General features: G+C 60.6%; 21 protein-coding genes. 16 read left to right on the top strand and 5 right to left on the bottom strand.

Annotated features, from left to right (window positions below):
* Window positions 1-29: 29 nt before the first annotated feature.
* Window positions 30-1,259 (bottom strand): phosphoglycerate dehydrogenase, encoded by a 1,230-nt coding sequence (gene serA / locus PSH79_RS26445; RefSeq protein ID WP_141126294.1) that lies wholly within the window; start codon window positions 1,257-1,259, stop codon window positions 30-32.
* A gap of 206 nt (window positions 1,260-1,465) precedes the next feature.
* Between serA and PSH79_RS26440 the strand changes: the two genes are divergently transcribed.
* From PSH79_RS26440 to PSH79_RS26425, 4 genes are all read left to right on the top strand, one after another.
* On the top strand, window positions 1,466-2,860 hold the full coding sequence (locus PSH79_RS26440; protein WP_305440361.1) for an FAD-binding oxidoreductase: 1,395 nt from the start codon (window positions 1,466-1,468) through the stop codon (window positions 2,858-2,860).
* 41 nt (window positions 2,861-2,901) lie between these two features.
* Window positions 2,902-3,567 carry a fumarylacetoacetate hydrolase family protein gene (locus PSH79_RS26435; RefSeq protein ID WP_305440360.1) on the top strand — a complete coding sequence of 222 codons (666 nt, stop codon included), beginning with the start codon at window positions 2,902-2,904 and terminating at the stop codon, window positions 3,565-3,567.
* Window positions 3,568-3,824: 257 nt separating this feature from the next.
* On the top strand, window positions 3,825-4,748 hold the full coding sequence (locus tag PSH79_RS26430; RefSeq protein ID WP_305440359.1) for an SdiA-regulated domain-containing protein: 924 nt from the start codon (window positions 3,825-3,827) through the stop codon (window positions 4,746-4,748).
* Between the two features lie 116 nt (window positions 4,749-4,864).
* Window positions 4,865-5,782, top strand: a complete 918-nt coding sequence (locus PSH79_RS26425; RefSeq protein WP_305440358.1) for an SdiA-regulated domain-containing protein — start codon at window positions 4,865-4,867, stop codon at window positions 5,780-5,782.
* 145 nt (window positions 5,783-5,927) lie between these two features.
* Here PSH79_RS26425 and rpiA read toward each other — a convergent pair whose 3' ends face one another.
* The gene (gene rpiA, locus PSH79_RS26420) at window positions 5,928-6,602 is read right to left on the bottom strand and encodes a ribose-5-phosphate isomerase RpiA (protein WP_305440357.1); all 675 of its coding nucleotides are present in this window, start codon (window positions 6,600-6,602) and stop codon (window positions 5,928-5,930) included.
* Window positions 6,603-6,750: 148 nt separating this feature from the next.
* Here rpiA and ilvA point away from each other — a divergent pair, with 148 nt between their 5' ends.
* Together ilvA and PSH79_RS26410 are read left to right on the top strand one after the other, a co-directional pair.
* A complete protein-coding gene (gene ilvA / locus PSH79_RS26415) occupies window positions 6,751-8,265 on the top strand; it encodes a threonine ammonia-lyase, biosynthetic (RefSeq protein WP_305440356.1) in 1,515 nt (504 codons plus the stop codon).
* Window positions 8,266-8,305: 40 nt separating this feature from the next.
* Window positions 8,306-8,719, top strand: coding sequence for a DUF2269 family protein (locus tag PSH79_RS26410; RefSeq protein WP_305440355.1), 414 nt, complete (start codon window positions 8,306-8,308; stop codon window positions 8,717-8,719).
* Between the two features lie 121 nt (window positions 8,720-8,840).
* On the opposite strand, the gene PSH79_RS26405 is transcribed toward PSH79_RS26410, so the two are convergent.
* Window positions 8,841-9,497 (bottom strand): HAD family phosphatase, encoded by a 657-nt coding sequence (locus tag PSH79_RS26405; protein ID WP_305440354.1) that lies wholly within the window; start codon window positions 9,495-9,497, stop codon window positions 8,841-8,843.
* Between the two features lie 143 nt (window positions 9,498-9,640).
* Here PSH79_RS26405 and PSH79_RS26400 point away from each other — a divergent pair, with 143 nt between their 5' ends.
* Window positions 9,641-10,120, top strand: a complete 480-nt coding sequence (locus PSH79_RS26400) for an RNA pyrophosphohydrolase (RefSeq protein WP_003229203.1) — start codon at window positions 9,641-9,643, stop codon at window positions 10,118-10,120.
* 22 nt (window positions 10,121-10,142) lie between these two features.
* Window positions 10,143-12,422, top strand: a complete 2,280-nt coding sequence (gene ptsP, locus PSH79_RS26395) for a phosphoenolpyruvate--protein phosphotransferase (RefSeq protein WP_100846914.1) — start codon at window positions 10,143-10,145, stop codon at window positions 12,420-12,422.
* A 125-nt stretch (window positions 12,423-12,547) separates the two neighbouring features.
* Here ptsP and PSH79_RS26390 read toward each other — a convergent pair whose 3' ends face one another.
* The gene (locus PSH79_RS26390; RefSeq protein WP_305440353.1) at window positions 12,548-13,294 is read right to left on the bottom strand and encodes an NRDE family protein; all 747 of its coding nucleotides are present in this window, start codon (window positions 13,292-13,294) and stop codon (window positions 12,548-12,550) included.
* A gap of 129 nt (window positions 13,295-13,423) precedes the next feature.
* On the opposite strand from PSH79_RS26390, the gene PSH79_RS26385 reads away from it, so the two are divergent.
* From PSH79_RS26385 to PSH79_RS26375, 3 genes are all read left to right on the top strand, one after another.
* Window positions 13,424-14,206, top strand: a complete 783-nt coding sequence (locus PSH79_RS26385) for a sulfite exporter TauE/SafE family protein (RefSeq protein WP_305440352.1) — start codon at window positions 13,424-13,426, stop codon at window positions 14,204-14,206.
* Between the two features lie 79 nt (window positions 14,207-14,285).
* Window positions 14,286-15,101, top strand: a complete 816-nt coding sequence (gene lgt / locus PSH79_RS26380; RefSeq protein ID WP_103304351.1) for a prolipoprotein diacylglyceryl transferase — start codon at window positions 14,286-14,288, stop codon at window positions 15,099-15,101.
* 50 nt (window positions 15,102-15,151) lie between these two features.
* A complete protein-coding gene (locus PSH79_RS26375) occupies window positions 15,152-16,123 on the top strand; it encodes a thymidylate synthase (RefSeq protein ID WP_064589686.1) in 972 nt (323 codons plus the stop codon).
* Between the two features lie 120 nt (window positions 16,124-16,243).
* On the opposite strand, the gene cadR is transcribed toward PSH79_RS26375, so the two are convergent.
* Window positions 16,244-16,693, bottom strand: a complete 450-nt coding sequence (cadR, locus tag PSH79_RS26370) for a Cd(II)/Pb(II)-responsive transcriptional regulator (RefSeq protein WP_305444095.1) — start codon at window positions 16,691-16,693, stop codon at window positions 16,244-16,246.
* Window positions 16,694-16,778: 85 nt separating this feature from the next.
* Between cadR and PSH79_RS26365 the strand changes: the two genes are divergently transcribed.
* From PSH79_RS26365 to PSH79_RS26345, 5 genes are all read left to right on the top strand, one after another.
* Complete coding sequence (locus tag PSH79_RS26365; RefSeq protein ID WP_305440351.1) at window positions 16,779-19,088, top strand: heavy metal translocating P-type ATPase; 2,310 nt, start codon at window positions 16,779-16,781, stop codon at window positions 19,086-19,088.
* Between the two features lie 15 nt (window positions 19,089-19,103).
* On the top strand, window positions 19,104-19,967 hold the full coding sequence (locus tag PSH79_RS26360) for a LysR family transcriptional regulator (protein WP_305440350.1): 864 nt from the start codon (window positions 19,104-19,106) through the stop codon (window positions 19,965-19,967).
* Window positions 19,968-20,446: 479 nt separating this feature from the next.
* Window positions 20,447-20,812, top strand: coding sequence for a DUF6124 family protein (locus PSH79_RS26355; RefSeq protein ID WP_305440349.1), 366 nt, complete (start codon window positions 20,447-20,449; stop codon window positions 20,810-20,812).
* Window positions 20,813-21,002: 190 nt separating this feature from the next.
* Complete coding sequence (locus PSH79_RS26350) at window positions 21,003-22,079, top strand: putative 2-aminoethylphosphonate ABC transporter ATP-binding protein (protein ID WP_305440348.1); 1,077 nt, start codon at window positions 21,003-21,005, stop codon at window positions 22,077-22,079.
* Window positions 22,079-23,803: a putative 2-aminoethylphosphonate ABC transporter permease subunit gene (locus tag PSH79_RS26345; protein WP_305440347.1), complete on the top strand. Its 1,725-nt coding sequence runs from the start codon at window positions 22,079-22,081 to the stop codon at window positions 23,801-23,803. Before PSH79_RS26350 ends, PSH79_RS26345 begins: the two co-directional genes overlap by 1 nt.
* Window positions 23,804-23,841 lie beyond the last annotated feature (38 nt).

The following is a 23,841-nucleotide window of genomic DNA, read 5'->3' as shown; positions in this document are numbered from 1 at the left end:
GCTCCCTTTTTTTGTCGCTCAGCGTTCGATCAGAACAACACGCGGCTACGGATAGTGCCGTTGATGTGCTGCAGCTTCTCTTGCGCCAGATCCGAATACTCGGCGTCGACGTCGATCACCACGTAGCCAACCTTCTCGTTGGTCTGCAGGAACTGACCGGAGATGTTGATGCCGTTTTCGGCGAAGACCTTGTTGATCTCGCTCATCACACCCGGGATGTTCTCGTGGATGTGCAGCAGGCGGTGCTTGCCAGGGTGAGCCGGCAGGGCCACTTCCGGGAAGTTCACCGACGAAACGGACGTACCGTTGTCGCTGTACTTGACCAGTTTTTCCGCCACTTCCAGACCGATGTTGGCTTGCGCTTCAGCGGTCGAACCACCGATGTGCGGGGTCAGGATCACGTTGTCGAGGCCACGCAGCGGGCTTTCGAACTCTTCGTCGTTGGAGCGTGGCTCCACCGGGAATACGTCGATGGCCGCGCCGATCAGGTGCTTGTCCTTGATCGCGTCCGCCAGGGCGTCCAGTTCGACCACGGTGCCGCGCGCCGCGTTGATCAGGATGCCGCCCTTCTTGATGGCGCGAATTTCTTTCTCGCCGATCATCCACTGGGTCGCAGCGGTTTCCGGAACGTGCAGGGTGACGATGTCGGACATGCCCAGCAGCTCGGTCAGGCTACCGATCTGAGTGGCGTTGCCCAGCGGCAGCTTGGTCACGGTGTCGTAGAAGAACACCTGCATGCCCAGGCCTTCCGCCAGGACCGACAACTGAGTACCGATCGAGCCGTAGCCGACGATGCCGAGCTTCTTGCCACGGATCTCGAAGGAGTTGGCTGCGGACTTGATCCAGCCGCCACGGTGGCAGGAAGCGTTTTTCTCAGGGATGCCGCGCAGCAGCAGGATCGCTTCGGCCAACACCAGCTCGGCAACGGAGCGGGTGTTGGAGTACGGCGCGTTGAACACGGCGATACCGCGCTCACGGGCAGCACTCAGGTCAACCTGGTTGGTGCCGATGCAGAAACAGCCGACCGCGACCAGCTTCTTCGCGTGATCGAAGATCTCTTCGGTCAGTTGGGTGCGCGAACGAATGCCGATGAAGTGAGCGTCAGCGATCTTTTCCTTGAGCTGGGCTTCCGGCAAGGAACCTGTCAGGTATTCGATGCTGGTGTAGCCCGCCGCCTTGAGGACGTCGACAGCCGATTGGTGGACGCCTTCGAGAAGAAGGAACTTGATCTTGCTCTTATCGAGAGAAGTCTTGCTCATCTGCGTAAACCTGTATCCCGGAGAAAAATGGCAGGGAGGGGAGCAGCCTGGAGCTGACCCAAACGGCAGGAAAGCCGTTACCGCAGAACTGGCCTTGGGCACTGGCCTGCGGGGTCGGTATGCTAGCATAGCCGCCCCGCTAAACACTCATTCCTGCGACGTGAAGCGTTCTCAGGATGACCATGAATTGTTCGAGAGTTCTGTCGATGACCAATCCTGCCCTGATTGATGAACTGAAGACCCTGGTCGAGCCTGGCAAGGTCCTGACCGACGCCGACTCCCTGAACACGTATGGCAAGGATTGGACCAAGCACTTCGCCCCGGCGCCCAGCGCCATCGTGTTCCCCAAGACCATCGAACAAGTGCAGGCCGTTGTGCGTTGGGCCAATACCCACAAAGTCGCGCTGGTCCCATCGGGCGGGCGCACCGGGCTTTCCGCTGCTGCGGTGGCCGCCAATGGCGAAGTGGTCGTGTCGTTCGACTACATGAACCAGATTCTCGACGTGAACCTCACTGATCGCACCGCCGTTTGTCAGCCGGGCGTGGTCACCGAGCATTTGCAGAACGTCGCCGAAGAAAAGGGCCTGTACTACCCGGTGGACTTCGCTTCGGCCGGTTCCAGCCAGATTGGCGGCAATATCGGCACCAATGCCGGCGGGATCAAGGTGATTCGCTACGGCATGACCCGCAACTGGGTCGCTGGCATGAAAGTCGTCACCGGCAAGGGCGATGTGCTGGAACTGAACAAAGACCTGATCAAGAACGCCACCGGTTACGACCTGCGCCAGTTGTTCATCGGCGCTGAAGGCACGCTTGGTTTCGTGGTCGAAGCGACCATGCGTCTGGATCGCGCGCCGAAAAACCTCACCGCGATGGTCCTCGGCACCGCCGATTTCGATTCGATCATGCCGGTGCTGCATGCCTTCCAGGGCAAGCTAGACCTGACCGCATTCGAATTTTTCTCCGACAAGGCGCTGGCCAAAGTGCTGGGCCGTGGCGACGTGCCGGCGCCGTTCGAGACCGACTGCCCGTTCTACGCCCTGCTGGAATTCGAAGCGACCACGGAAGAAGTGGCCAACAGCGCGCTGGAAACCTTCGAGCACTGCGTCGAACAGGGTTGGGTGCTGGACGGCGTGATGAGCCAGAGCGAAACCCAGTTGCAGAACCTGTGGAAGCTGCGCGAGTACATCTCCGAAACCATCTCGCACTGGACGCCGTACAAGAACGACATCTCGGTCACGGTTTCGAAAGTGCCAGCGTTCCTGAAGGAAATCGACGCGATCGTCGGCGAACACTATCCGGATTTCGAAATCGTCTGGTTCGGCCACATCGGCGACGGCAACCTGCACCTGAACATCCTCAAGCCGGAAAACCTGAGCAAGGACGAGTTCTTCGCCAAGTGCGCCACCGTCAACAAATGGGTGTTCGAAACCGTCGAGAAGTACAACGGTTCGATTTCCGCCGAGCACGGTGTGGGCATGACCAAGCGCGATTACTTGACCTACAGCCGTTCGCCGGTCGAGATCGAATACATGAAAGCGGTCAAAGCGGTGTTCGACCCGAACGGCATCATGAACCCGGGCAAGATCTTCGCGGTTTGATCTGTAATTCTTGATGAATCAATGAAGGCAGGAGTCGGTAAATGAGCTATCAGCACCAGTACGTCGACGGCACGCGCATTCACTTCCCGCTTGGGAAAGTGGTGTGCATTGGCCGTAATTACGCCGAACACGCCAAGGAACTGGACAACCCGGTGCCTACCGAGCCGCTGCTGTTCATCAAACCGGGCAGTTGCGTGGTGCCGCTGGAAGGTAGTTTCAGCATTCCGACCGAGCGCGGTTCGGTGCACTACGAGGCGGAAATTGCCGTGTTGATCGGCAAGCCGCTGTCCACCAAGCCAAGCCGTGAAGAAGTGCTGGACGCGATCTCCGGTTTCGCCCCGGCGCTGGATCTGACCCTGCGCGACAAACAGGCCGAGCTGAAATCCAAGGGCTTGCCGTGGGAAATCGCCAAGTCGTTCGACGGCGCGGCGGTACTTGCGCCGTTTGTGGTCGGCAGTACCTTTGCTGATCTGACTGATATAGGCATCCGCCTGACCATCAACGGCGAAGTCCGCCAGGACGGCAACAGCAGCGCGATGCTCAACCCGATCGTGCCGATGATCCAGCACATGGCCGGCTGCTTCTCGTTGCAGGCCGGTGACGTGATCCTCACCGGCACGCCAGTGGGCGTCGGCCCGTTGAACGTCGGCGACGACATCGTGCTGGAACTGGTCGGCGCCAGCAGCTTCAACAGCAGCGTGCGCTGATTCAACGAATACCCCTGCAGGAGTGAGCCTGCTCGCGATAGCGGTCTGTCAGTTAACAAATATGCTGACTGACCTGGCGCCATCGCGAGCAGGCTCACTCCTACAGAGTTTTGTGATCCTTCCCGCAACGGTGCAGGGCAATCGCGCCATTTGCCGTTTTTTTCACATCCCGTCTGGATAATTTCCGCAATTCTGGCGTCTCAGCCGGCCTCTTTGTGCTATTACCCATAGCCTGAATTTTCGGAACGCGTCTCTCGATGTCATCTCAAACTCAGCTCAAATCCCCTCGCCGCTCACGTTTTGCCCTGCGCTGGTATGCCTGGCTGCTGTTGGCGATTGCTGCGGCGTACGGGGTGGCGTTCGCCATGCATTGGGATGACCGGGGCGTGCTGTGGGTGCTGGAGCGCTTCGAAAGCACGGCGGAGCAAAAGGAAAGCATCTGGCTGCCGGACTACCGTGCGGTGATCGATGCCAAGCCGCTGGCAGGCATGGAAAAGGACGAAGCTTCGGACCTGGCTTACAACCCGCAAACCAAAACCCTGTTCTCGGTGATGGGCAAAAATCCGTTCCTCGCCGAGCTGACCCTGCAAGGCGATGTGTTGCGCAAGATGCCATTGGTGGGCTGGAGCAATCCGGAAGGCCTGACCGTCATGGAAAACGGCCTGATGGCGATCGTCGATGAGCGTCAGCACACGCTGTCGATTGTCAAAGTCGATGCTGACACCCGTGAGCTCAACATCGCCAACTTCCCCAAATACGACCTCGGCCCGTCGAAAGACCAGAACAAGGCTTTCGAAGCCATCACCTGGGACCCGCACAATCAGCAACTGTGGCTGGGCGAGGAACGACCGCCGGCGCTGTTCACCTGGAAGAGCGATGGTAACCAGGCCCTGAAGGGCGACAAGCGGAAGCTGGACAGTGATGAGCTGGATATCCGCAATCTGTCTGCTCTGGCGATTGATCCGCGCACTGGCCACATGCTGGTGCTTTCCGCCGATTCGCACTTGCTGCTGGAGCTGGACGAGAAGGGCGAACAAGTCAGCTTCATGACCCTGCTCGGCGGTTTCAACGGTCTGAAGAAAACCATCCCGCGCGCTGAAGGCGTGACCATGGACGAGGCGGGCACGCTGTACATGGTCAGTGAGCCGAATCTGTTCTATCGCTTCGAAAAGCACAAATGATGGTCCTGTAGGAGCTGCCGCAGGGTTCACTTGTCGTCGCAGGCAAGTGGCCATTAAGCTTCAGTTCAGACAGGCGTGATATTTCATCCGCCTGTTTTGATTCCGAGCCCGCCCGAATGCGTCGACTTGCCCGTCCCAAACCCATAGTCATCATCCTGTCGGTGATTACCCTGATCGCGTTGATCGCGATCGGCCAATACATGCGCCTGTTCGAGCGCGCCTGGTTCAATCTGCACTTGCTCTGGCAGCCGCTGAGCAGCGAAGCGATCGATCTGGATCAATATCGTGTGGACATCGAAGCGCGCGTCATTGATGGACTGGACGACGATGTGTCGGCGCTGACCTACGATCCGGTGCGCAAAAGTCTGTTTACCGTGACCAACAAGAATTCCGAACTGGTCGAGCTGTCGCTGGAGGGCAAGATCCTGCGGCGCATCCCGCTGATTGGCTTCGGCGACGCGGAGGCGGTCGAGTTCATCAGTGCCGATACTTACGTGATCACCGATGAGCGCCAGCAGCGGCTGATCAAGATTCATCTGGAGCAAGACACTACATTCCTCGATGCGGCGGACGCCGAGCAGATGACCCTCGGTGTGCACATGGCGGGCAACAAGGGGTTTGAAGGCCTGGCGTACGACTCGGTGGGTAAACGCCTGTTCGTGGCCAAGGAACGCGATCCGATGCTGATCTATGAAGTGCACGGCTTTCCTCACTTCAATCCGGAAAAGTCCTACGCGGTGCACGTGATCAACAATCCCAAGCGCGATGCCGGGATGTTCGTGCGCGATCTGTCGAGCCTTCAATACGACGAGCGCAGCGGCCATTTGCTGGCGCTGTCGGACGAGTCGCGGCTGATTCTGGAGCTGGATGTCGACGGGCGCCCGTTGAGCACCATGTCCCTGAACAAGGGCCGGCAGGGCTTGCAGAAAACCGTGCCGCAGGCGGAAGGCATTGCGATGGATGATGACGGGACGTTGTACCTGGTGAGCGAGCCGAATTTGTTTTACGTCTTCAAAAAACCAGCCCCGAACTAACCAACAATACAAAAAACTGTGGGAGCTGGCTTGCCAGCGATGGCGGTCTGTCAGTCAACTTTGTAGTTGAGTCTGACGGCCTCATCGCTGGCAAGCCAGCTCCCACAGGTTTATTTGTATGCCCAATACTTGTGGGCCATCAGGCTTATTCAGCCTTGAGGGTTTTCACGCCTTCAGGGGTGCCCAACAACAACAAATCCGCCGGACGCGCCGCGAACAGACCGTTAGTGACCACGCCGACAATCGCGTTGATCTGCGCTTCCAGCTCCACCGGGTTGGTGATCTGCATATTGAACACATCCAGGATGATGTTGCCGTTGTCGGTCAGCACGCCTTCGCGGTACACCGGGTCGCCGCCCAGTTTCACCAGTTCGCGAGCGACGTGGCTGCGAGCCATCGGGATCACTTCGACCGGCAGCGGGAACTCGCCCAGCACCGGCACCAGTTTGCTGGCATCGGCGATGCAAATGAAGGTCTTGGCCACGGCCGCGACGATCTTCTCGCGGGTCAGGGCCGCGCCGCCGCCCTTGATCAGATTCAGATGCGCGTCACTTTCATCGGCGCCGTCGACGTAGAACTCCAGATCGCTGACGGTGTTCAGCTCATACACCGGAATTCCGTGGCCCTTCAGGCGTGCGGCGGTGGCTTCGGAGCTGGCGACTGCGCCATCGAATGCACCCTTGTGCTGAGCCAGTGCATCGATGAAGCAGTTGGCGGTGGAGCCGGTGCCGACCCCGACGATGCTCTTGTCGTCGAGTTTCGGAAGGATGAAGTCGACGGCGGCCTGAGCCACTGCCTGTTTGAGTTGATCCTGGGTCATGCGGGCTCCGGAAGCGGGCAAGGTGAGAACGGAAAGGCCGGCATTATAGCCTCAAGCCGGGCTAAAACCTCTGCAATCGTGTGGTCGTACGGGCAAAAGCCGGGTTAGACTCCTTGGCCCTGCCCAACCCGCTCAGTGATGCTTTCCGATGCTCGAACAGTACGTCAAAAAGATCCTCACCTCGCGCGTTTATGACGTTGCCGTAGAAACTCCGCTGCAGAACGCTCGCCAGCTCTCCGAGCGGCTGGGCAATGACATTTGGCTCAAGCGCGAAGACTTGCAGCCGGTGTTCTCCTTCAAGATTCGCGGCGCCTACAACAAGTTGACCCAACTGACCGAAGAAGAGCGCGCCCGTGGCGTGGTCACCGCGTCGGCGGGCAACCATGCACAGGGCCTGGCCCTGGCGGCGAAAGTGCTGGGCGTCAAAGCCACTATCGTGATGCCCAAGACCACCCCGGAGATCAAGGTCGAAGGCGTGCGTTCGCGCGGCGGCAAAGTGGTGCTGCACGGTGATTCGTTTCCGGAAGCGCTGGCCTACTCGCTGAAACTGGTCGATGAAAAAGGCTACGTCTACATCCATCCCTACGATGATCCGCACACCATTGCCGGGCAGGGCACCGTGGCGATGGAGATTCTGCGCCAGCACCCGCAACCGCTGGACGCGATTTTCGTTCCGGTGGGTGGTGGCGGTCTGATTGCCGGCATCGCGGCGTATGTGAAATACCTGCGTCCGGACATCAAAGTCATCGGCGTCGAGCCGGACGATTCGAACTGTCTGCAAGCCGCCATGGCTGCCGGCGAACGCGTGGTGTTGCCGACCGTGGGCATCTTCGCCGACGGTGTGGCTGTGGCGCAGATCGGCCAGCATACCTTCGACATTTGCAAAGACTACGTCGATGAAGTGATCACCGTCAGCACCGACGAGATCTGCGCGGCGATCAAGGATATCTACGACGATACCCGCTCGATCACCGAACCTGCCGGCGCCCTGGGCGTGGCCGGGATCAAAAAGTACGTCGAATTGCGCGGCGTCAGCGGTCAGACCTTCGTTGCCATCGACTCGGGTGCCAACGTCAACTTCGACCGCTTGCGTCACGTTGCCGAACGCGCCGAGCTGGGCGAAGGCCGCGAAGCGATCATCGCCGTGACCATCCCCGAGAAGGCCGGCAGCTTCAAGGCGTTCTGCGAAGCCATCGGCAAACGCCAGATCACCGAATTCAACTATCGCTACAACACCGGTAGCGAAGCGCACATCTTCGTGGGTGTGCAGACCCACCCGGAAAACGACCCGCGCAGCGCTTTGCTGGCGAGCCTGACCGAGCAGGGTTTCCCGGTACTCGACCTGACTGACAACGAACTGGCCAAGCTGCACATCCGCCACATGGTCGGCGGGCACGCGGCGCATGTGATCGATGAAGTGGTGTTCCGCTTCGAATTCCCGGAGCGCCCGGGCGCGCTGTTCAACTTCCTCAACAAGCTCGGCGGGCGCTGGAACATTTCGATGTTCCACTACCGCAACCACGGTGCGGCGGATGGCCGGGTGGTCGCAGGCCTGCAAGTACCCCATGACGAGCGTCATCTGGTGCCGGCGGCGCTTGAGGAAATCGGCTACCCATACTGGGATGAAAGCGAGAACCCGGCCTATCAGCTGTTTCTTGGCTGAACGGCTACGCTGATGGGCATGACCCAAGGAAGAGAAACACATGGAAACCCTGACCACCTTGAAAGTCCTTCACGTCGCGGCGACCGTGGTGATCCTCGTGAGCGGGCTGGGGCTCGCCGCGCTTTCCTGGCGTAATCGCAGCGAAGGGCCGGCGAGCACGATGCAGCGTCCGTGGTTGTTTGTCTGGTGTTTGATGCTGCTCGGCATGTTCAGCATGCCCTTCACCGGCTGGTGGCTGGTGCACCTGATCGGCTGGCCGTTGGGGCAGTTGTGGATTCTGGGTTCCAGCGTGATCTATGCCGTGGCCACGTTCAGTGCAGTCTGGCTGCTGGTGCGGCTGAATCGGCTGTGGACAACAGGGGTTGGCAACCGGAAATTCAATCTGGCGCTGGCGATTGTCAGCGGCGTCGGGTTTCTCGCCATTGCGGCGTTGATGGGGGCCAAGCCGGTTTAAGGCTTGAGATCGCGTTGCCCCCAATCGCTGGCAAGCCAGCTCCCACAGGGATTTTCGGTGAACACAGATTATGTGGACGACCGAGAAACCTGGGGGAGCTGGCTTGCCAGCGATGGCGTCATCAGTCGCGCAGAGTCATGACCGGCCAGCCACGTTTTTTGGCTTCAGCACGCAGATTCGGATCCGGATCCACCGCCACCGGATTCGCCACCTGCTCCAGCAGCGGCAAGTCATTCATCGAATCGCTGTAGAAATAGCTGTCGTCCAGCGAATGCCCGGTCTCTTCCAGCCAACGGTTCAGGCGCGTCACCTTGCCTTCACGGAAGCACGGGATGTCGGTGCTGCGCCCGGTGTAACGGCCATCGACCATTTCGCACTCGGTGGCGATCAGGGTTTCAACGCCCAGACGCACGGCAATCGGCGCGGTAACGAAGCGGTTGGTCGCGGTGATGATCACCAGTTTGTCGCCGGCGTCGCGGTGCTTTTTCAGCAGCTCCAGCGCTTTGGGCAGCACGATCGGTTCGATGCAGTCGCGCATGTAGTCGCTGTGCCATTGATCGAGCACGGCCATTTCGGTGCGGCCGAGGATCTCCAGGCAGAAGTTCAGGTAGGCGGCGTTATCCAGCTTGCCGGCCAGGTAATCCTGATAGAACTCGTCGTTGCGCGCCTTGTATGCGATCGGGTCAAGGAAGCCGCGTTCGCACAGATAGTCGCCCCAAGCGTGATCGCTGTCGCCGCCCAGAAGGGTGTTGTCCAAATCGAAGAGTGCCAGGCGCATTGCAGTTACCCGCTGATAAGTCAGTAAAAAGGCGACAAGAATACGGTCTTTTCACAAGAGTTCACATAAGGTAGGAAGCCTCGTTGCCGCCTTATCAACCTTTGTGGAACAATGCGGCGACATGCGTTTGCGAGGTTGTTGCCGTGATCGACCCCGATGGTTTCCGCCCCAATGTCGGGATCATTCTGACGAATGACGCCGGCCAGGTGCTATGGGCTCGCCGTATCAATCAAGATGCCTGGCAGTTTCCGCAAGGGGGAATCAACCCTGAAGAGACGCCGGAAGACGCCTTGTACCGCGAGCTGAACGAAGAAGTTGGCCTGGAACGTGAAGATGTTGAAATACTGGCCTGTACCCGGGGCTGGTTGCGCTATCGTTTGCCGCAACGTCTGGTGCGTACCCACAGCCAACCGCTGTGCATCGGCCAGAAACAGAAATGGTTTCTCCTGCGCCTGATCTCGAACGAGCAGCGGGTGCGGATGGATTTGACCGGTAAACCGGAGTTCGATGGCTGGCGCTGGGTCAGCTATTGGTATCCGTTGGGCCAGGTGGTGACATTCAAGCGCGAGGTGTATCGCCGCGCCCTCAAAGAGCTTGCCCCGCGCCTTTTAGCGCGCGACTGACGACGGAGTTCGACCCCGAGCCATGCTCAATACGCTGCGCAAGATCGTCCAGGAAGTTAACTCCGCCAAGGATCTCAAGGCGGCGTTGGGGATTATTGTGTTGCGCGTCAAAGAGGCCATGGGCAGCCAGGTCTGCTCGGTCTACCTGCTTGATCCCGAGACCAATCGCTTCGTCCTGATGGCCACCGAGGGCTTGAACAAGCGCTCGATCGGCAAGGTCAGCATGGCACCCAACGAAGGTCTGGTCGGTCTGGTCGGCACGCGTGAAGAACCCCTGAACCTCGAAAACGCCGCGGATCACCCGCGCTATCGCTACTTCGCCGAAACCGGCGAAGAGCGCTACGCCTCGTTCCTCGGCGCGCCGATCATTCACCACCGCCGCGTCGTCGGCGTGTTGGTCATCCAGCAAAAAGAACGCCGCCAGTTCGATGAAGGTGAAGAAGCCTTCCTCGTGACCATGAGCGCGCAGCTCGCCGGCGTTATCGCCCACGCCGAGGCCACCGGTTCGATTCGCGGTCTGGGCCGTCAGGGCAAAGGCATTCAGGAAGCCAAGTTCGTTGGCGTGCCGGGCTCGCCGGGTGCGGCGGTCGGTACCGCGGTGGTCATGTTGCCGCCCGCCGATCTGGACGTGGTGCCGGACAAGACCATCACTGACATCGACGCTGAACTGGCGCTGTTCAAGACTGCCATCGAAGGCGTGCGCGCCGACATGCGCGCGTTGTCGGCCAAACTGGCCACCCAGCTGCGCCCGGAAGAGCGCGCGCTGTTCGACGTCTACCTGATGATGCTCGACGATGCCTCGCTGGGCAGCGAAATCACCACCGTGATCAAGACCGGCCAGTGGGCCCAAGGCGCGTTGCGCCAAGTGGTCACCGAACACGTTAATCGCTTCGAACTGATGGACGACGCCTACCTGCGCGAGCGCGCGTCGGACGTCAAAGACCTCGGCCGCCGCCTGCTCGCCTATTTGCAGGAAGAGCGTCAGCAGAACCTGGTCTACCCGGAAAAAACCATTCTGGTCAGCGAAGAACTGACGCCGGCGATGCTTGGCGAGGTGCCTGAGGGCACGCTGGTCGGTCTGGTGTCGGTACTCGGCTCGGGTAACTCCCACGTCGCGATCCTGGCCCGGGCCATGGGCATTCCGACGGTGATGGGGCTGGTTGACCTGCCATACGCCAAGGTCGACGGCATCGAGATGATCGTCGATGGCACACGCGGCGAGGTCTACACCAACCCCAGCGACGTGCTGCGCAAGCAGTTCTCCGAGGTGGTGGAAGAAGAGAAACAACTGGCGCTGGGGCTCGACACCCTGCGCGACCTGCCGTGCGTGACCCTCGATGGTCACCGCATGCCCCTGTGGGTCAACACCGGCCTGCTGGCCGATGTGGCGCGGGCGCAGAAGCGTGGCGCCGAAGGTGTCGGTCTGTACCGCACCGAAGTGCCGTTCATGATCAACCAGCGCTTCCCGAGCGAGAAGGAACAACTGGCGATCTACCGCGAACAGCTCGCCGCGTTCCATCCGCAACCGGTGACCATGCGCAGCCTCGACATCGGCGGTGACAAGTCGCTGTCGTACTTCCCGATCAAGGAAGACAACCCGTTCCTCGGCTGGCGCGGCATTCGCGTCACCCTCGACCACCCGGAAATCTTCCTGGTGCAGACCCGCGCGATGCTCAAGGCCAGCGAGGGCTTGAACAACCTGCGGATTCTGCTGCCGATGATCTCCGGCACCCACGAACTCGAAGAAGCCCTGCACCTGATCCACCGGGCCTGGGGCGAAGTGCGCGACGAAGGCACCGACGTGCCGATGCCGCCGATTGGCGTGATGATCGAGATTCCGGCAGCGGTGTATCAGACCAAGGAACTGGCGCGGCAGGTGGACTTCCTGTCGGTCGGCTCCAACGACCTGACTCAATACTTGCTGGCGGTTGACCGTAACAACCCGCGCGTCGCCGATCTCTACGACTACCTGCACCCGGCGGTGCTGCAAGCCCTGCAAAACGTGGTGCGCGACGCCCATGCCGAAGGCAAGCCGGTGAGCATCTGCGGTGAAATGGCCGGTGATCCGGCAGCGGCAGTGCTGTTGATGGCGATGGGCTTCGACAGCCTGTCGATGAACGCCACCAACTTGCCGAAGGTGAAGTGGATGCTGCGCCAAGTGAATTTGAGCAAGGCCAAGGAATTGCTGGCGGAGTTGATGACCATCGATAACCCGCAAGTTATCCACAGCTCGTTGCAGTTGGCGCTGAAGAACCTTGGGTTGTCGAAGATCAATCCGCCGGCGGTCAACAAAGCCCTGTAAAAGGCTGATGGCCCCATCGCTGGCAAGCCAGCTCCCACAGGGATCTTCAGTGAACACGACATTTGTGGGCACTCGAGACACTTGTGGGAGCTGGCTTGCCAGCGATGGCATCCCTCCAGGCACTGCTAAAGCAGAATCTCCACCTCGCCCAAATGCCCCCCATACGGCCCAAAGCTGCGCTCCACCATCCGCCGCGTCCCATCCGCCTGCACAATCAGCACGGTACTCGCCCGCGTCCCGTAACTCTGGCTGGCAATAAACACACTCGACAGCAATGATTCAGTCGCCAGCCCCACGCCGGTATCCGGCAACTCGCTGAATGGCGCCGTCTGCGCATCGCTCAACAATCCCAGTAAGCGTTCAGGCTGCGGATCCTCCAGCACTGCGCTCAACGCGGCCTTGGCCTTGAGCAACTTCGGCCACGGCGTGTCCAGCCCGGCATTGGATAACCCGTAGACCCCGGATGCCAGCATCACCGGCTCGGACATCCGCGCATTGAAATGCCACAGCTCATGGCTGTTGCCGAGCAGCAGATTGAACCCGGCGTATTCCGGCGAGCGACCAACCACATCGATCAAATAATCATCAATCGACAGATCAGTTGTGAGAAACCGCGCCACCAACTCGCCTCGCGACTTGCGCGCCGGCGGTTGATGCGGATCGCGAATGTTGGTCAGCGCGGCAAAGCGGCCGTTGGCGCCGATCCCAAGCCAAGTCCCGCCGGCCTCAAGATCACGCCCGGCATGCACATGCTGCGCTTCCGGCCATTGCGCCAGCGGCAGGCTTGGCCGGGCGTAGAACTCGTCACGGTTGGCCGCGACGATCAGCGGCTGGGCATGGCCCGGGCGCCAGGCGAAAACAATCAGGCACATAAGGTGGTCCTTGTGTGTTTTTGCCCACTCTACGCATCCGGCGTCCGTGCATCCATCGCCAGTTCCGCCTGAGGGTGTGCATCCGTTACCATGCCGCTCCGGTTTTGGGGATGCGTCTGGGAGACGGTCATGGAATTTCTGCTCTATCTGGCGCTGGGCGCCTGTGCGGGCGTGCTGGCCGGGCTGTTCGGGGTTGGTGGCGGGATCATCATTGTCCCGGTGCTGGTGTTCAGTTTTACCTTGCAGGGCTTTGATCAGTCGATTCTGACCCATTTGGCGGTCGGTACTTCGCTGGCGACGATCATTTTCACCTCGGTCAACGCGGTACGTGAGCACCATCGACGCGGTGCCGTGCGCTGGCCGATCTTCATGTGGATGACCGTGGGCATTTTGCTCGGCGCCGGTTTCGGTGCGCTGACCGCTGAAGCGATTTCCGGGCCCAATCTGCAAAAAATCATCGGTGTGTTCGCCCTGGTGATTGCTGTGCAGTTGGCGCTGGATGTCAAACCCAAGGCCAGCCGAACCGTGCCGGGTAAACTCGGTCTGACCGTGGCCGGCAGTGTGATTGGCTGGGCGTCGGCCATTTTCGGCATTGGCGGCGGCTCGCTGACCGTGCCGTTCCTGACCTGGCGCAGCGTGCCGATGCAGCAGGCCGTGGCGACATCTTCTGCCTGCGGTTTGCCGATCGCCTTGGCCAGTGCACTAAGTTTCATGATTCTGGGCTGGCATGATCCGTTGCTGCCGGCCCATAGTCTCGGTTTTGTTTATTTACCGGCGCTGTTGGGCATCGCCCTGACCAGCATGGTGTTCGCCCGTCTCGGCGCGCGTTTGGCGCACAGGTTGTCGCCGCGCTTGCTGAAACGGCTGTTCGCCGCTTTGCTGTTCACCGTAGGTTTAAGCTTTTTGCTTTGATCGCGTCGCAATCCTGGCTTAATCCTGAGGTGGCAGCGTCGCCCGGGAATTCTGCTTTCAACTCTAACGAGGAGTCGCAATGCTGCCTTACCCGCAGATCGACCCGGTGGCCCTGGCCATCGGTCCGCTGAAAATCCACTGGTACGGTCTGATGTACCTGATCGGCATCGGCGGTGCGTGGCTGCTGGCGTCGCGCCGGCTCAACCGCTTCGACCCGACCTGGTCCAAGGAGAAGCTCTCCGATCTGATCTTCTGGCTGTCGATGGGCGTGATTGTCGGCGGACGTCTGGGCTATGTGCTGTTCTACGATCTGAGCGCTTACCTGGCCAACCCGACGCTGATTTTCGAAGTGTGGAAGGGCGGCATGTCGTTCCACGGCGGTTTCATCGGCGTAATGCTGGCGGCCTTGTGGTTCGGCAAGCGCAATGGCAAGTCGTTCTTCCAGCTGATGGACTTCGTCGCGCCGATGGTACCGATCGGTCTGGGCGCCGGGCGTATCGGTAACTTCATCAACGCCGAACTGTGGGGCAAGGCGACCGACGTGCCGTGGGCCATGGTCTTCCCGCCGTTCAGCGATCCGGCGCAACTGCCGCGTCACCCTTCGCAGCTGTATCAGTTCGCGCTCGAAGGCGTGGCGTTGTTCCTGATCCTGTGGATCTTCTCGCGCAAACCGCGTCCGACCATGGCCGTTTCCGGCATGTTCGCGCTGTTCTACGGCATCTTCCGTTTTATCGTCGAGTTCGTCCGCGTCCCGGATGCGCAACTGGGCTATCTGGCCTGGAACTGGCTGACCATGGGTCAGGTGCTGTGCGTGCCGATGATCATCGGCGGGCTGTTCCTGATCTGGCTGGCCTATCGTCGCGCGCCGGCGGCACCGCTCGCTCCGACGGCTTAAACTACGAACCCCGGCGCGCGACGCCGGGGCTCAAAGGACACAGGTAACTCATGAAGCAATATCTCGAACTGGTCTCGCACGTCATCCAGAACGGCACCAAACAGGCCAACCGCACCGGCATCAACACCATCAGTTTTCCGGGGGCGATGCTGCGTTTCGATCTGCAGGAAGGTTTCCCGGCGATCACCACCCGCAAGATGGCCTTCAAATCGGCCATCGGCGAGATGTGCGGCTTTCTGCGTGGCGTGAACAACGCCGCTGAATTCCGTGCGCTGGGCTGCAAGGTCTGGGACCAGAACGCCAACGAAAACGCCCAGTGGCTGGCCAACCCGTTCCGTCAGGGCGACGATGACCTCGGCGAAATCTACGGCGTGCAATGGCGCAAGTGGCCGGCGTACAAGCAGATCCCGTTGAGCAACACCGCGGCCATCGAACAAACGCTGAGCAACGGCTACAAGCAGATCGCTCAAGGCGAAGAAGACGGTCAGGCCTACGTGGTGCTGTACAAAGCCATCGATCAGGTGCGTCAGTGCGTCGACACGATCATCAAGGATCCGGGCAGCCGTCGCATTCTGTTCCACGGCTGGAACTGCGCCCAACTCGATGAAATGGCGCTGCCGCCGTGCCATCTGCTGTATCAGTTCCACCCGAATGTCGAGACCAAAGAGATTTCCCTGACCCTCTACATCCGCTCCAACGACCTGGGCCTGGGCACACCGTTCAACCTCACCGAAGGCGCCGCGCTGCTGAGCCTGATCGGTCGCCTGACCGGCTACACGCCGCGCTGGTTCACCTATTTCATCGGTGACGCCCACGTCTACGAAAACCACCTGGACATGCTCAACGAACAGCTCAAGCGCGAGCCGTTTGCCATGCCGAAACTGAAAATCTCGGATCGCGTGCCGGAGTTTGCCAAGACGGGTGTGTATCAGCCGGAATGGCTGGAGCTGGTGGAGCCGAGCGATTTCTCGCTGGAAGGTTACGAGCACCACGCGCCGATGACTGCGCCAATGGCGGTCTGACAAGCAATACGCAGTACCCCTATGTAGGAGCTGCCGAAGGCTGCGATCTTTTGATCTTATAAACAGCAAGATCAAAAGATCGCAGCCTTCGGCAGCTCCTACATTAGGTTTGGGGTGTTCTTAATGGCCGTGGCTGCGGCCAACATGGGAATGCTCAACCTCCGTCGCGACAACTCCGCCACTCACTTCCAGTCGCTGCAAAATCCCGCATTGATCCGCCCCCGGCCCTTCGCCACAGCGTTGGCGCAGGTCGAGCAACTGTGTCTGTAAAGCCAGCAAGCCATCAATCCGCGCCTTCACGTGCTGGATGTGCTCCTCGATCAGCGTATTGACGCTTTCACACTGGTCCTGCGGGCTGTCACGCATGGCCAGCAGGCTGCGGATCTCTTCGAGGGTCATGTCGAGGGTGCGGCAGTTGCGGATGAAGGTCAGGCGTTCGGCGTGGGCCTGGGTGTAGACGCGGTAGTTGCCGTCGCTGCGGGCCGGTTCCGGCAGCAAGTTTTCACGCTCGTAGTAGCGGATGGTTTCCACGGCGCAGTCGGTCAGTTTCGCCAGTTCTCCGATCTTCATCACGGCCATCTCCAAAAGGGTGCTTGACCCTATAGTGGCTACAGGGTCTTTACTTGGCAACAGGCACCTTCATGGACGCGACCCGATGAGCGATTCCCAGCACACCCACAAGCCCGGCGACGGGCACGATCACAGCCACAAATTGCAGCCTGTGCATAAACATTCACATGGCGGCGATGCTTGCTGCGGGTCGAAAGCTGCTGCGCCGGCCCCGGTTCATGCGCACGAAGACGCCTGCTGCTCGTCGAAAGCCGCCGCGCCCGCGTTGGTGCAACTGAGCGAGAAAACCAGCGCCGACGCCCGGCTGAGCAGTTTCCGTATCGAGGCGATGGACTGCCCGACCGAGCAGACGCTGATCCAGAACAAGCTCGGCAAACTGGCCGGCGTTGAGCAACTGGAATTCAACCTGATCAACCGCGTGCTCGGCGTGACCCACACGCTGCCGGACAACGCGCCGATCATCGATGCGATCAAATCCCTCGGCATGCAGGCCGAGCCGCTGGAGGCGGGCGTCGAAACCCCAACCGCTGCGCCAGTGAAAAAACACTGGTGGCCATTGGCGCTGTCCGGTGTCGGAGCGCTTGCCGCCGAAGTCATCCACTTCACCAACGCCGCGCCAACCTGGGTGGTGGCAATCATCGCGCTGGTGTCGATCCTCAGCGGTGGCCTGACCACCTATAAAAAGGGCTGGATCGCCCTGAAGAACCGCAATCTCAACATCAATGCACTGATGAGCATCGCCGTGACCGGCGCCATCCTCATCGGCCAGTGGCCGGAAGCGGCGATGGTGATGTTCCTGTTCACCGTGGCCGAGTTGATCGAGGCGCGTTCGCTGGACCGCGCACGGAATGCGATCAGCGGTTTGATGCAGATGACGCCGGAGCAGGCCACGGTACTTCAGGCCGACGGCACCTGGCTTGAACAGGAAGTGAAAAGCGTCGAACTCGGTGCCCGCGTGCGGGTGAAACCCGGAGAGCGCATCGCGCTGGACGGCGAAGTGGTCAGCGGCAGTTCGACCATAGACCAAGCGCCGATCACCGGTGAAAGCCTGCCGGTTGAAAAAACCGTCGGCGATAAAGTCTTCGCCGGCACCATCAACCAGGCCGGTTCGCTGGAATACGCGGTCACCGCCGCAGCGAACAACTCGACCCTGGCGCGAATCATCCACGCCGTCGAACAGGCACAAGGCGCACGCGCACCAACCCAGCGCTTCGTCGATCAATTCTCGAAAATCTACACGCCCGTGGTGTTCGTATTTGCCCTGGCTGTGGCGATCATTCCGCCGCTGTTCATGGGCGCGGCGTGGTTCGACTGGATCTACCGCGCGCTGGTGTTGCTGGTGGTTGCTTGCCCATGTGCCTTGGTGATTTCCACCCCGGTGACCATCGTCAGCGGCCTCGCGGCGGCGGCGCGCAAAGGCATTCTGGTCAAGGGCGGCGTGTACCTGGAGGGCGGTTTCAAACTCGACTATCTGGCGCTCGACAAGACCGGGACGATCACCCACGGCAAACCGGTGCAGACCGATTACCTGTCCCTCGACCCGACCGCCGACGCCACGGCCCCGGCAATTGCTGCCGCACTGGCCGGTCGCTCCGACCACCCGGTGTCGCTGGCCATCGCTAAAGCGGCTGTGGATAAAAACTTCGCCGCGTTGAGTGTGGATAACTTCGAAGCGCTGGGCGGGCGTGGTGTGAAGGGTGATATCAACGGCCAGACCTATCACTTGGGCAACCATCGTCTGGTTGAAGAGCTGGGCCTGTGCTCGCCGGCATTGGAAGAAAAGCTCTTTGCACTTGAGAAACAGGGCAAATCCGTGGTGCTGCTGCTCGACCAGTCCGGCCCGCTGGTGCTGTTTGCCGTGGCCGACACCGTCAAGGAGACCAGCCGCGAAGCGATCCGTCAGTTGCATGAACTCGGTGTGAAAACCCTGATGCTCACCGGCGACAACGTCCACACCGCGCAGGCAATTGCGGCGCAGGTCGGCATCGATCAGGCCAAGGGTGACTTGCTGCCGACCGACAAGCTGCAAGCCATTGAAGAGCTTTACGGTAAAGGTCATCGCGTCGGCATGGTCGGCGACGGTATCAACGACGCACCGGCGCTGGCGCGCGCCGAGATCGGTTTTGCCATGGCCGCTGCCGGCACCGATACCGCGATTGAAACCGCTGATGTCGCCCTGATGGACGATGATCTGCGCAAGATCCCGGCCTTCATCAGCCTGTCGCGCGACACTGCGAGCATCCTGAAACAAAACATCGCGTTGGCGCTGGTGATCAAAGCGATCTTCCTTGGGGTAACCTTCGCCGGACTCGCCACCATGTGGATGGCGGTGTTCGCCGACATGGGCGTGAGCCTGTTGGTGGTGTTCAACGGGTTGCGCCTGCTGCGCAAATAGAAGAGAGGGACGGTTGTGCTGAGTGCCGAGCTGAAGGCGTTTTACATGGTGGCCCGCCTGGGCAGCATTACGCTGGCGGCAAAAAAACTCGGCCTCAGCCAACCGACCGTGACCACGCAGATCCGCAATCTGGAAAGCCAGTATTCGGTAGAGCTGTTCTACCGTGGCGGTCGCCGCCTCAGCGTCAGCGATGAAGGCGCGCGGTTGCTGCCGATGGTCAAGGCGCTGTTGCAGCAGGAGGCCGATATCGAGTTCTTCCTGCGCAACAGCGGCCAGGTGCAGGGCACGTTGCGCATCGCTGCCACCGCGCCGTATTACATCCTCGATCTGGTGAAGACCTTTCGCGAGCGCTTGCCGCAGGTGGAAGTCTCGGTGGAAATCGGCAACTCCCAGCAAGTGCTCGAAGCGCTGGAGGATTACCGGGTGGACGTCGCCGCGTCATCGCAGTTGCTCGATGACGCGCGACTGATTCGCCGGGTGCTCGGCACTGATCCGCTGGTACTGGCAGTGCATCGCAATCATCCGCTGGCAGCGCAGGAGCATGTGACGTTGAGCGCTCTGGCCGGGCATACCTTGTTGATGCGCGAGTCCGGCTCGACCACGCGGCGGCTGACTGAAGAGTTGCTGGCCAGTGCCGGGGTGAGTTTTGGGCCGTTGCTGGAGATTGGCAGCCGTGAGTCGATCCGTGAGGCGGTGCTGCGCAATATCGGCATCAGCATCATTGCCCGCCAGGAAGTGCCGCATGATCCGCAGCTGCGGGTGCTGACCATCGAGAATGCGCCGCAGATTCCCGAGTATCTGTATTGCCTCAAGGAGCGCAAGGGCGCGCGGTTGCCGGCGGCGTTTCTCGGCTTGGCACAAGAAATGTCCCCGGCCTGAGATCTTCAAAGCCTGTGCTGGCCTCATCGCTGGCAAGCCAGCTCCCACGGGTAATTCTGGTGTTCACAACATTTGTATTCACTAATCCGACAGGCAAATCCCCGATCTCTGTAGTGCAATAAACTCTTTTCAGCCGCCGTGTTTAAAGACACTCAGTGTTACGCCCGACAGCCTACAAATCCTTGCGCCGCTGCCTACGCATGCACCAGAATCCGCCGGCTTGTGCGCCTTGGGCGGGCTGCGTAACTTGATCGGGTCACTGATTCCCAGTGATCGGGTTTAGTAGCCCGGTTCAGTAGACTTACGGTTGCACAAGAATCATCCAGTCGGGCGTTCGCTTGCATTTGATGGTGGCTGTGCGCATGGCATCTTCGGGTGCGCCGGATCTTGAGTCTTCTGCCGGTCTACTAACTTGCGCACAGCTGCCACCCCTTTCGTTTAGTAGCGAGATGGCTGCGGCTCTTCTGGAGCAAGACTCAATGTTCAAACCAACGCCTAACCCGCCGATCCCTGATCCGGCATCCCCTTACGAATCACTCGATTCAAAGAAATTCCACGAAGCCGCCGAGCGCGCCCTCGACCACTATCTCGGCCCGCCAACTGCAGCCATCATGGCCGCGCCCTACAAACCCAACACCCTGTACATGGCGCACCCCGAGGCCGACACCGAATCCCTGATCGCGGACGCCAGTGAAACCCTCGGCTCGGCCATCGTGTTGCTGCACAACCATGTGGCAATGGTTGAAGGCACGCACCGCAAGACCCTGCAAGGCATCGCTCAGGTGGTGATGCTGGCAGAACTGGCCGTCAATCGGGTGCTGGACAAGTTAGTGCCGACAGACTGATCCAGCACTTTCGGTGCTTTGACTGGCGCTATCGTTGGCAAGCCAGCGATAGCGCCAGATCAGGCAACACAGATCCGGCCGCTGAACCAAAATCCCCGAATACCACTATCAGCCGTTTTTGCCTCGCTGCCACATGACGGACGCATTACAACTCTAGGATTGGCCTCATCTGCTTGATGAGGTCTGTCCCATGAATCCTGCCATCGCAACCACCCTGACCACCCCCGGCGCACCGATGAAAGTGCGCGGCGTGCAGAAACGCTTTGGTGCGTTCACTGCCCTGGATAACGTCTCCCTCGACGTCGCCGCCGGTGAACTGGTGTGCCTGCTCGGCCCGTCGGGTTGCGGCAAAACCACGCTGCTGCGTTGCATCGCCGGTCTGGAGAAACAGGACAGTGGCGAGTTGTACCTCGGTGACCGCGACGTCTCGCACCTCGCACCGCAAGCGCGGGACTACGGGATTCTGTTCCAGTCCTACGCGCTGTTCCCCAATCTGACCGTCGAAGCGAACATTGCCTACGGCCTCGCCGGCAGCGGTCGCGACGAAGTGCGCCGCCGTGTGGGTGAGATGCTGGAACTGGTCGGCCTCACCGGCAGTGAGAAAAAGTACCCCGGCCAATTGTCCGGCGGTCAACAGCAACGGGTTGCACTGGCCCGTGCTCTGGCGCCGGCACCGTCGCTGCTGTTGCTCGACGAGCCGATGTCGGCCCTCGATGCTCGGGTGCGCGAGCATCTGTGCACCGAACTGCGCCAACTGCAACGCAACCTCGGTATCACCACCCTGATGGTCACGCACAATCAGGACGAGGCCATGCTGATGGCCGACCGCATCGCCGTGATGAACAACGGTCGTGTCGAGCAGTACGCCACCCCGCAGGAAATCTACAACCGTCCGGCCACGCCGTTCGTAGCCGAGTTCGTCGGGCAGGGCAACTGGCTGCCGTTCCAGCGCAGCAGCGACAGTCACGCCCGGGTCGGCGGGATGAATGTGCGTCTGGCCGATGGCAGCGTCAGCGGCGCCTCGGGCCGACTGTTCTGCCGCCCGGAAGCGGTCAGCGTCAACCCGCTGGTGCATGAGGAAAACCTGTTCCCGGCCAAGGTGCGCGAGATCACTTTCCTCGGCAACCGCTGCCGCATGAGCTTCGAACTCGATCAACTGCCGGGCCATGCGCTGCTCGCCGAACTGGCGCCCGAAGCCATGCCGGGCCTTGGCGCGCAGCAGATCATGGTCGCCTTGCCGCCGCGCAGCTTGCAGGTGTTTGCCTGATGAACAGCAACCTCGCGCTGCCGCTACCGCACAAGCAGGTGCGGCAGACTTCCCGTGCCGAAGTCGGCGACCGGATTTTTGTGATCGGCGGCAAACTCTTGCTGCTGGTGTTGCTTGGCGTTGCGGTGCTGTTGCCGTTGCTGGCGATCTTCTGGCGTGGCTTCAGTAGCGAAGCGGGGCAGGGCGGTGGCTGGGTCGCGGCGAAGGAGCTGGTGAGCAGCGAGAATTTCCACTGGTTGCTCGTCAACAGCCTGAAAGTTTCCCTCAGCGTCGCGGCGATCGTCGTACCGCTGGCCTACCTGTTTGCCTACGCGCTGCAACGCACGCTGATTCCGGCGAAAGGCATCTGGCGCGGGATTTCTCTGTTGCCGCTGATGGCGCCGTCGATGCTGCCGGGGATTGCGCTGGTCTATCTGTTCGGCAATCAGGGCATGTTGCGCGGCTTGCTCTCGGACAACATCTACGGCTTCTGGGGGATTGTGCTGGGTGAGGTGATTTACACCTTTCCCCATGCGCTGATGATTCTGCTGTCGGCGCTGTCGCTGGCCGATGCACGGCTGTTCGACGCCGCATCGAGCATGGGCGCCAGTCCGGCCAAGGCGTTTCGCAGCATCACCTGGCCGGCAACACGGCAGGCTGTGTTCGCCGCGTTCTGTCTGGTGTTCACCCTGACCATCACCGATTTCGGTGTGCCGGTGGTGGTCGGTGGCGACTATCAAGTGCTGGCGCTGGAAGCCTACAAAGCCGTGGTCGGCCAGCAGCAGTTCGGGCGTGGTGCGTTGATCGGCATGGTGCTGTTGCTGCCTGCGCTGTTCAGCTTCGGGGTCGATGCCTGGTTGCGTCGGCGTCACGGCGACTCGATGAGTGGCCGCGCGCAGGTGTTCAAACCGGCGCCGTCGAAGCTGCGTGATGGCTGCTATCTGGCGATTGTCTTGCTGATCAGTGCGGCGTTGTTGCTGGTGTTCGGCATGGCGGTGTTTTCGTCGCTGGTGAAGTTCTGGCCGTACAACCTGTCGCTGTCGCTTAACCACTACCAGTTCAACGAAACCGCCGGCGGTGGCTGGCTGGCCTACAGCAACAGTTTGAAGATGGCGTTGGGTACAGCGTTGATCGGTAGCGTGCTGATTTTCACCGGCGCGTATTTGATGGAAAAGACCCGCACGCAGCGCGGCCTCAATCTGGCCCTGCGCATGCTCAGTTTCATCCCGATGGCGGTGCCGGGGCTGGTGCTCGGTCTGGGTTACGTCTTCTTTTTCAACCTGACCGGTAACCCGTTGCACGTGCTCTACGGGACGATGACGCTGCTGATCGTCTGCACCATTGCTCACTATTTGACCACCGCACAAATGACCGCGACCACCGCGCTGCGTCAGCTCGACGCCGAGTTCGAAGCGGCAGCGCTGTCGCTCAAGGCGCCGCTGTATCGGCATTACTTGCGTGTGACCGTGCCGATCTGCCTGCCGGCGCTGCTGGACATCGTGCGCTACCTGTTTGTCTCGGCGATGACCACCGTGTCGGCGGCGATCTTCCTCTACAGCCCCGACACCATCCTCGCAGCGGTGGCGGTGCTGAACATGGATGACGCCGGCAACGTCGGCGGCGCGGCGGCGATGTCGACCCTGATTCTGTTCACCTCGGCGGGCGTGTCCTTGCTGCTGGCGTGGGCTTCGCGCGGCTTGCTGCGCCGTTCCCAGGCCTGGCGGCAAACCGCGCCCGGTCACTGATTTGCACCTTCAACTGCCCTTCAACTCAAAACACAGGA

It is taken from the genome of Pseudomonas sp. FP2196 (genome assembly GCF_030687715.1).
Lineage (GTDB): Bacteria > Pseudomonadota > Gammaproteobacteria > Pseudomonadales > Pseudomonadaceae > Aquipseudomonas.
Note: the sequence above shows the minus strand (reverse complement) of the source record. Positions and strands in the feature narration are given on the sequence as shown.

Coding starts and splice junctions, on each gene's coding strand:
- cadR (WP_305444095.1), bottom strand. CDS start 16,693: ATGAAGATCGGAGAACTGGCGAAACTGACCGACTGCGCCGTGGAAACC.
- PSH79_RS26375 (WP_064589686.1), top strand. CDS start 15,152: ATGAAGCAATATCTCGAACTGGTCTCGCACGTCATCCAGAACGGCACC.
- PSH79_RS26425 (WP_305440358.1), top strand. CDS start 4,865: ATGCGTCGACTTGCCCGTCCCAAACCCATAGTCATCATCCTGTCGGTG.
- serA (WP_141126294.1), bottom strand. CDS start 1,259: ATGAGCAAGACTTCTCTCGATAAGAGCAAGATCAAGTTCCTTCTTCTC.
- PSH79_RS26405 (WP_305440354.1), bottom strand. CDS start 9,497: ATGCGCCTGGCACTCTTCGATTTGGACAACACCCTTCTGGGCGGCGAC.
- PSH79_RS26435 (WP_305440360.1), top strand. CDS start 2,902: ATGAGCTATCAGCACCAGTACGTCGACGGCACGCGCATTCACTTCCCG.
- PSH79_RS26350 (WP_305440348.1), top strand. CDS start 21,003: ATGAATCCTGCCATCGCAACCACCCTGACCACCCCCGGCGCACCGATG.
- PSH79_RS26385 (WP_305440352.1), top strand. CDS start 13,424: ATGGAATTTCTGCTCTATCTGGCGCTGGGCGCCTGTGCGGGCGTGCTG.
- PSH79_RS26440 (WP_305440361.1), top strand. CDS start 1,466: ATGACCAATCCTGCCCTGATTGATGAACTGAAGACCCTGGTCGAGCCT.
- ilvA (WP_305440356.1), top strand. CDS start 6,751: ATGCTCGAACAGTACGTCAAAAAGATCCTCACCTCGCGCGTTTATGAC.
- PSH79_RS26365 (WP_305440351.1), top strand. CDS start 16,779: ATGAGCGATTCCCAGCACACCCACAAGCCCGGCGACGGGCACGATCAC.
- PSH79_RS26390 (WP_305440353.1), bottom strand. CDS start 13,294: ATGTGCCTGATTGTTTTCGCCTGGCGCCCGGGCCATGCCCAGCCGCTG.
- PSH79_RS26345 (WP_305440347.1), top strand. CDS start 22,079: ATGAACAGCAACCTCGCGCTGCCGCTACCGCACAAGCAGGTGCGGCAG.
- PSH79_RS26430 (WP_305440359.1), top strand. CDS start 3,825: ATGTCATCTCAAACTCAGCTCAAATCCCCTCGCCGCTCACGTTTTGCC.
- lgt (WP_103304351.1), top strand. CDS start 14,286: ATGCTGCCTTACCCGCAGATCGACCCGGTGGCCCTGGCCATCGGTCCG.
- PSH79_RS26410 (WP_305440355.1), top strand. CDS start 8,306: ATGGAAACCCTGACCACCTTGAAAGTCCTTCACGTCGCGGCGACCGTG.
- ptsP (WP_100846914.1), top strand. CDS start 10,143: ATGCTCAATACGCTGCGCAAGATCGTCCAGGAAGTTAACTCCGCCAAG.
- rpiA (WP_305440357.1), bottom strand. CDS start 6,602: ATGACCCAGGATCAACTCAAACAGGCAGTGGCTCAGGCCGCCGTCGAC.
- PSH79_RS26355 (WP_305440349.1), top strand. CDS start 20,447: ATGTTCAAACCAACGCCTAACCCGCCGATCCCTGATCCGGCATCCCCT.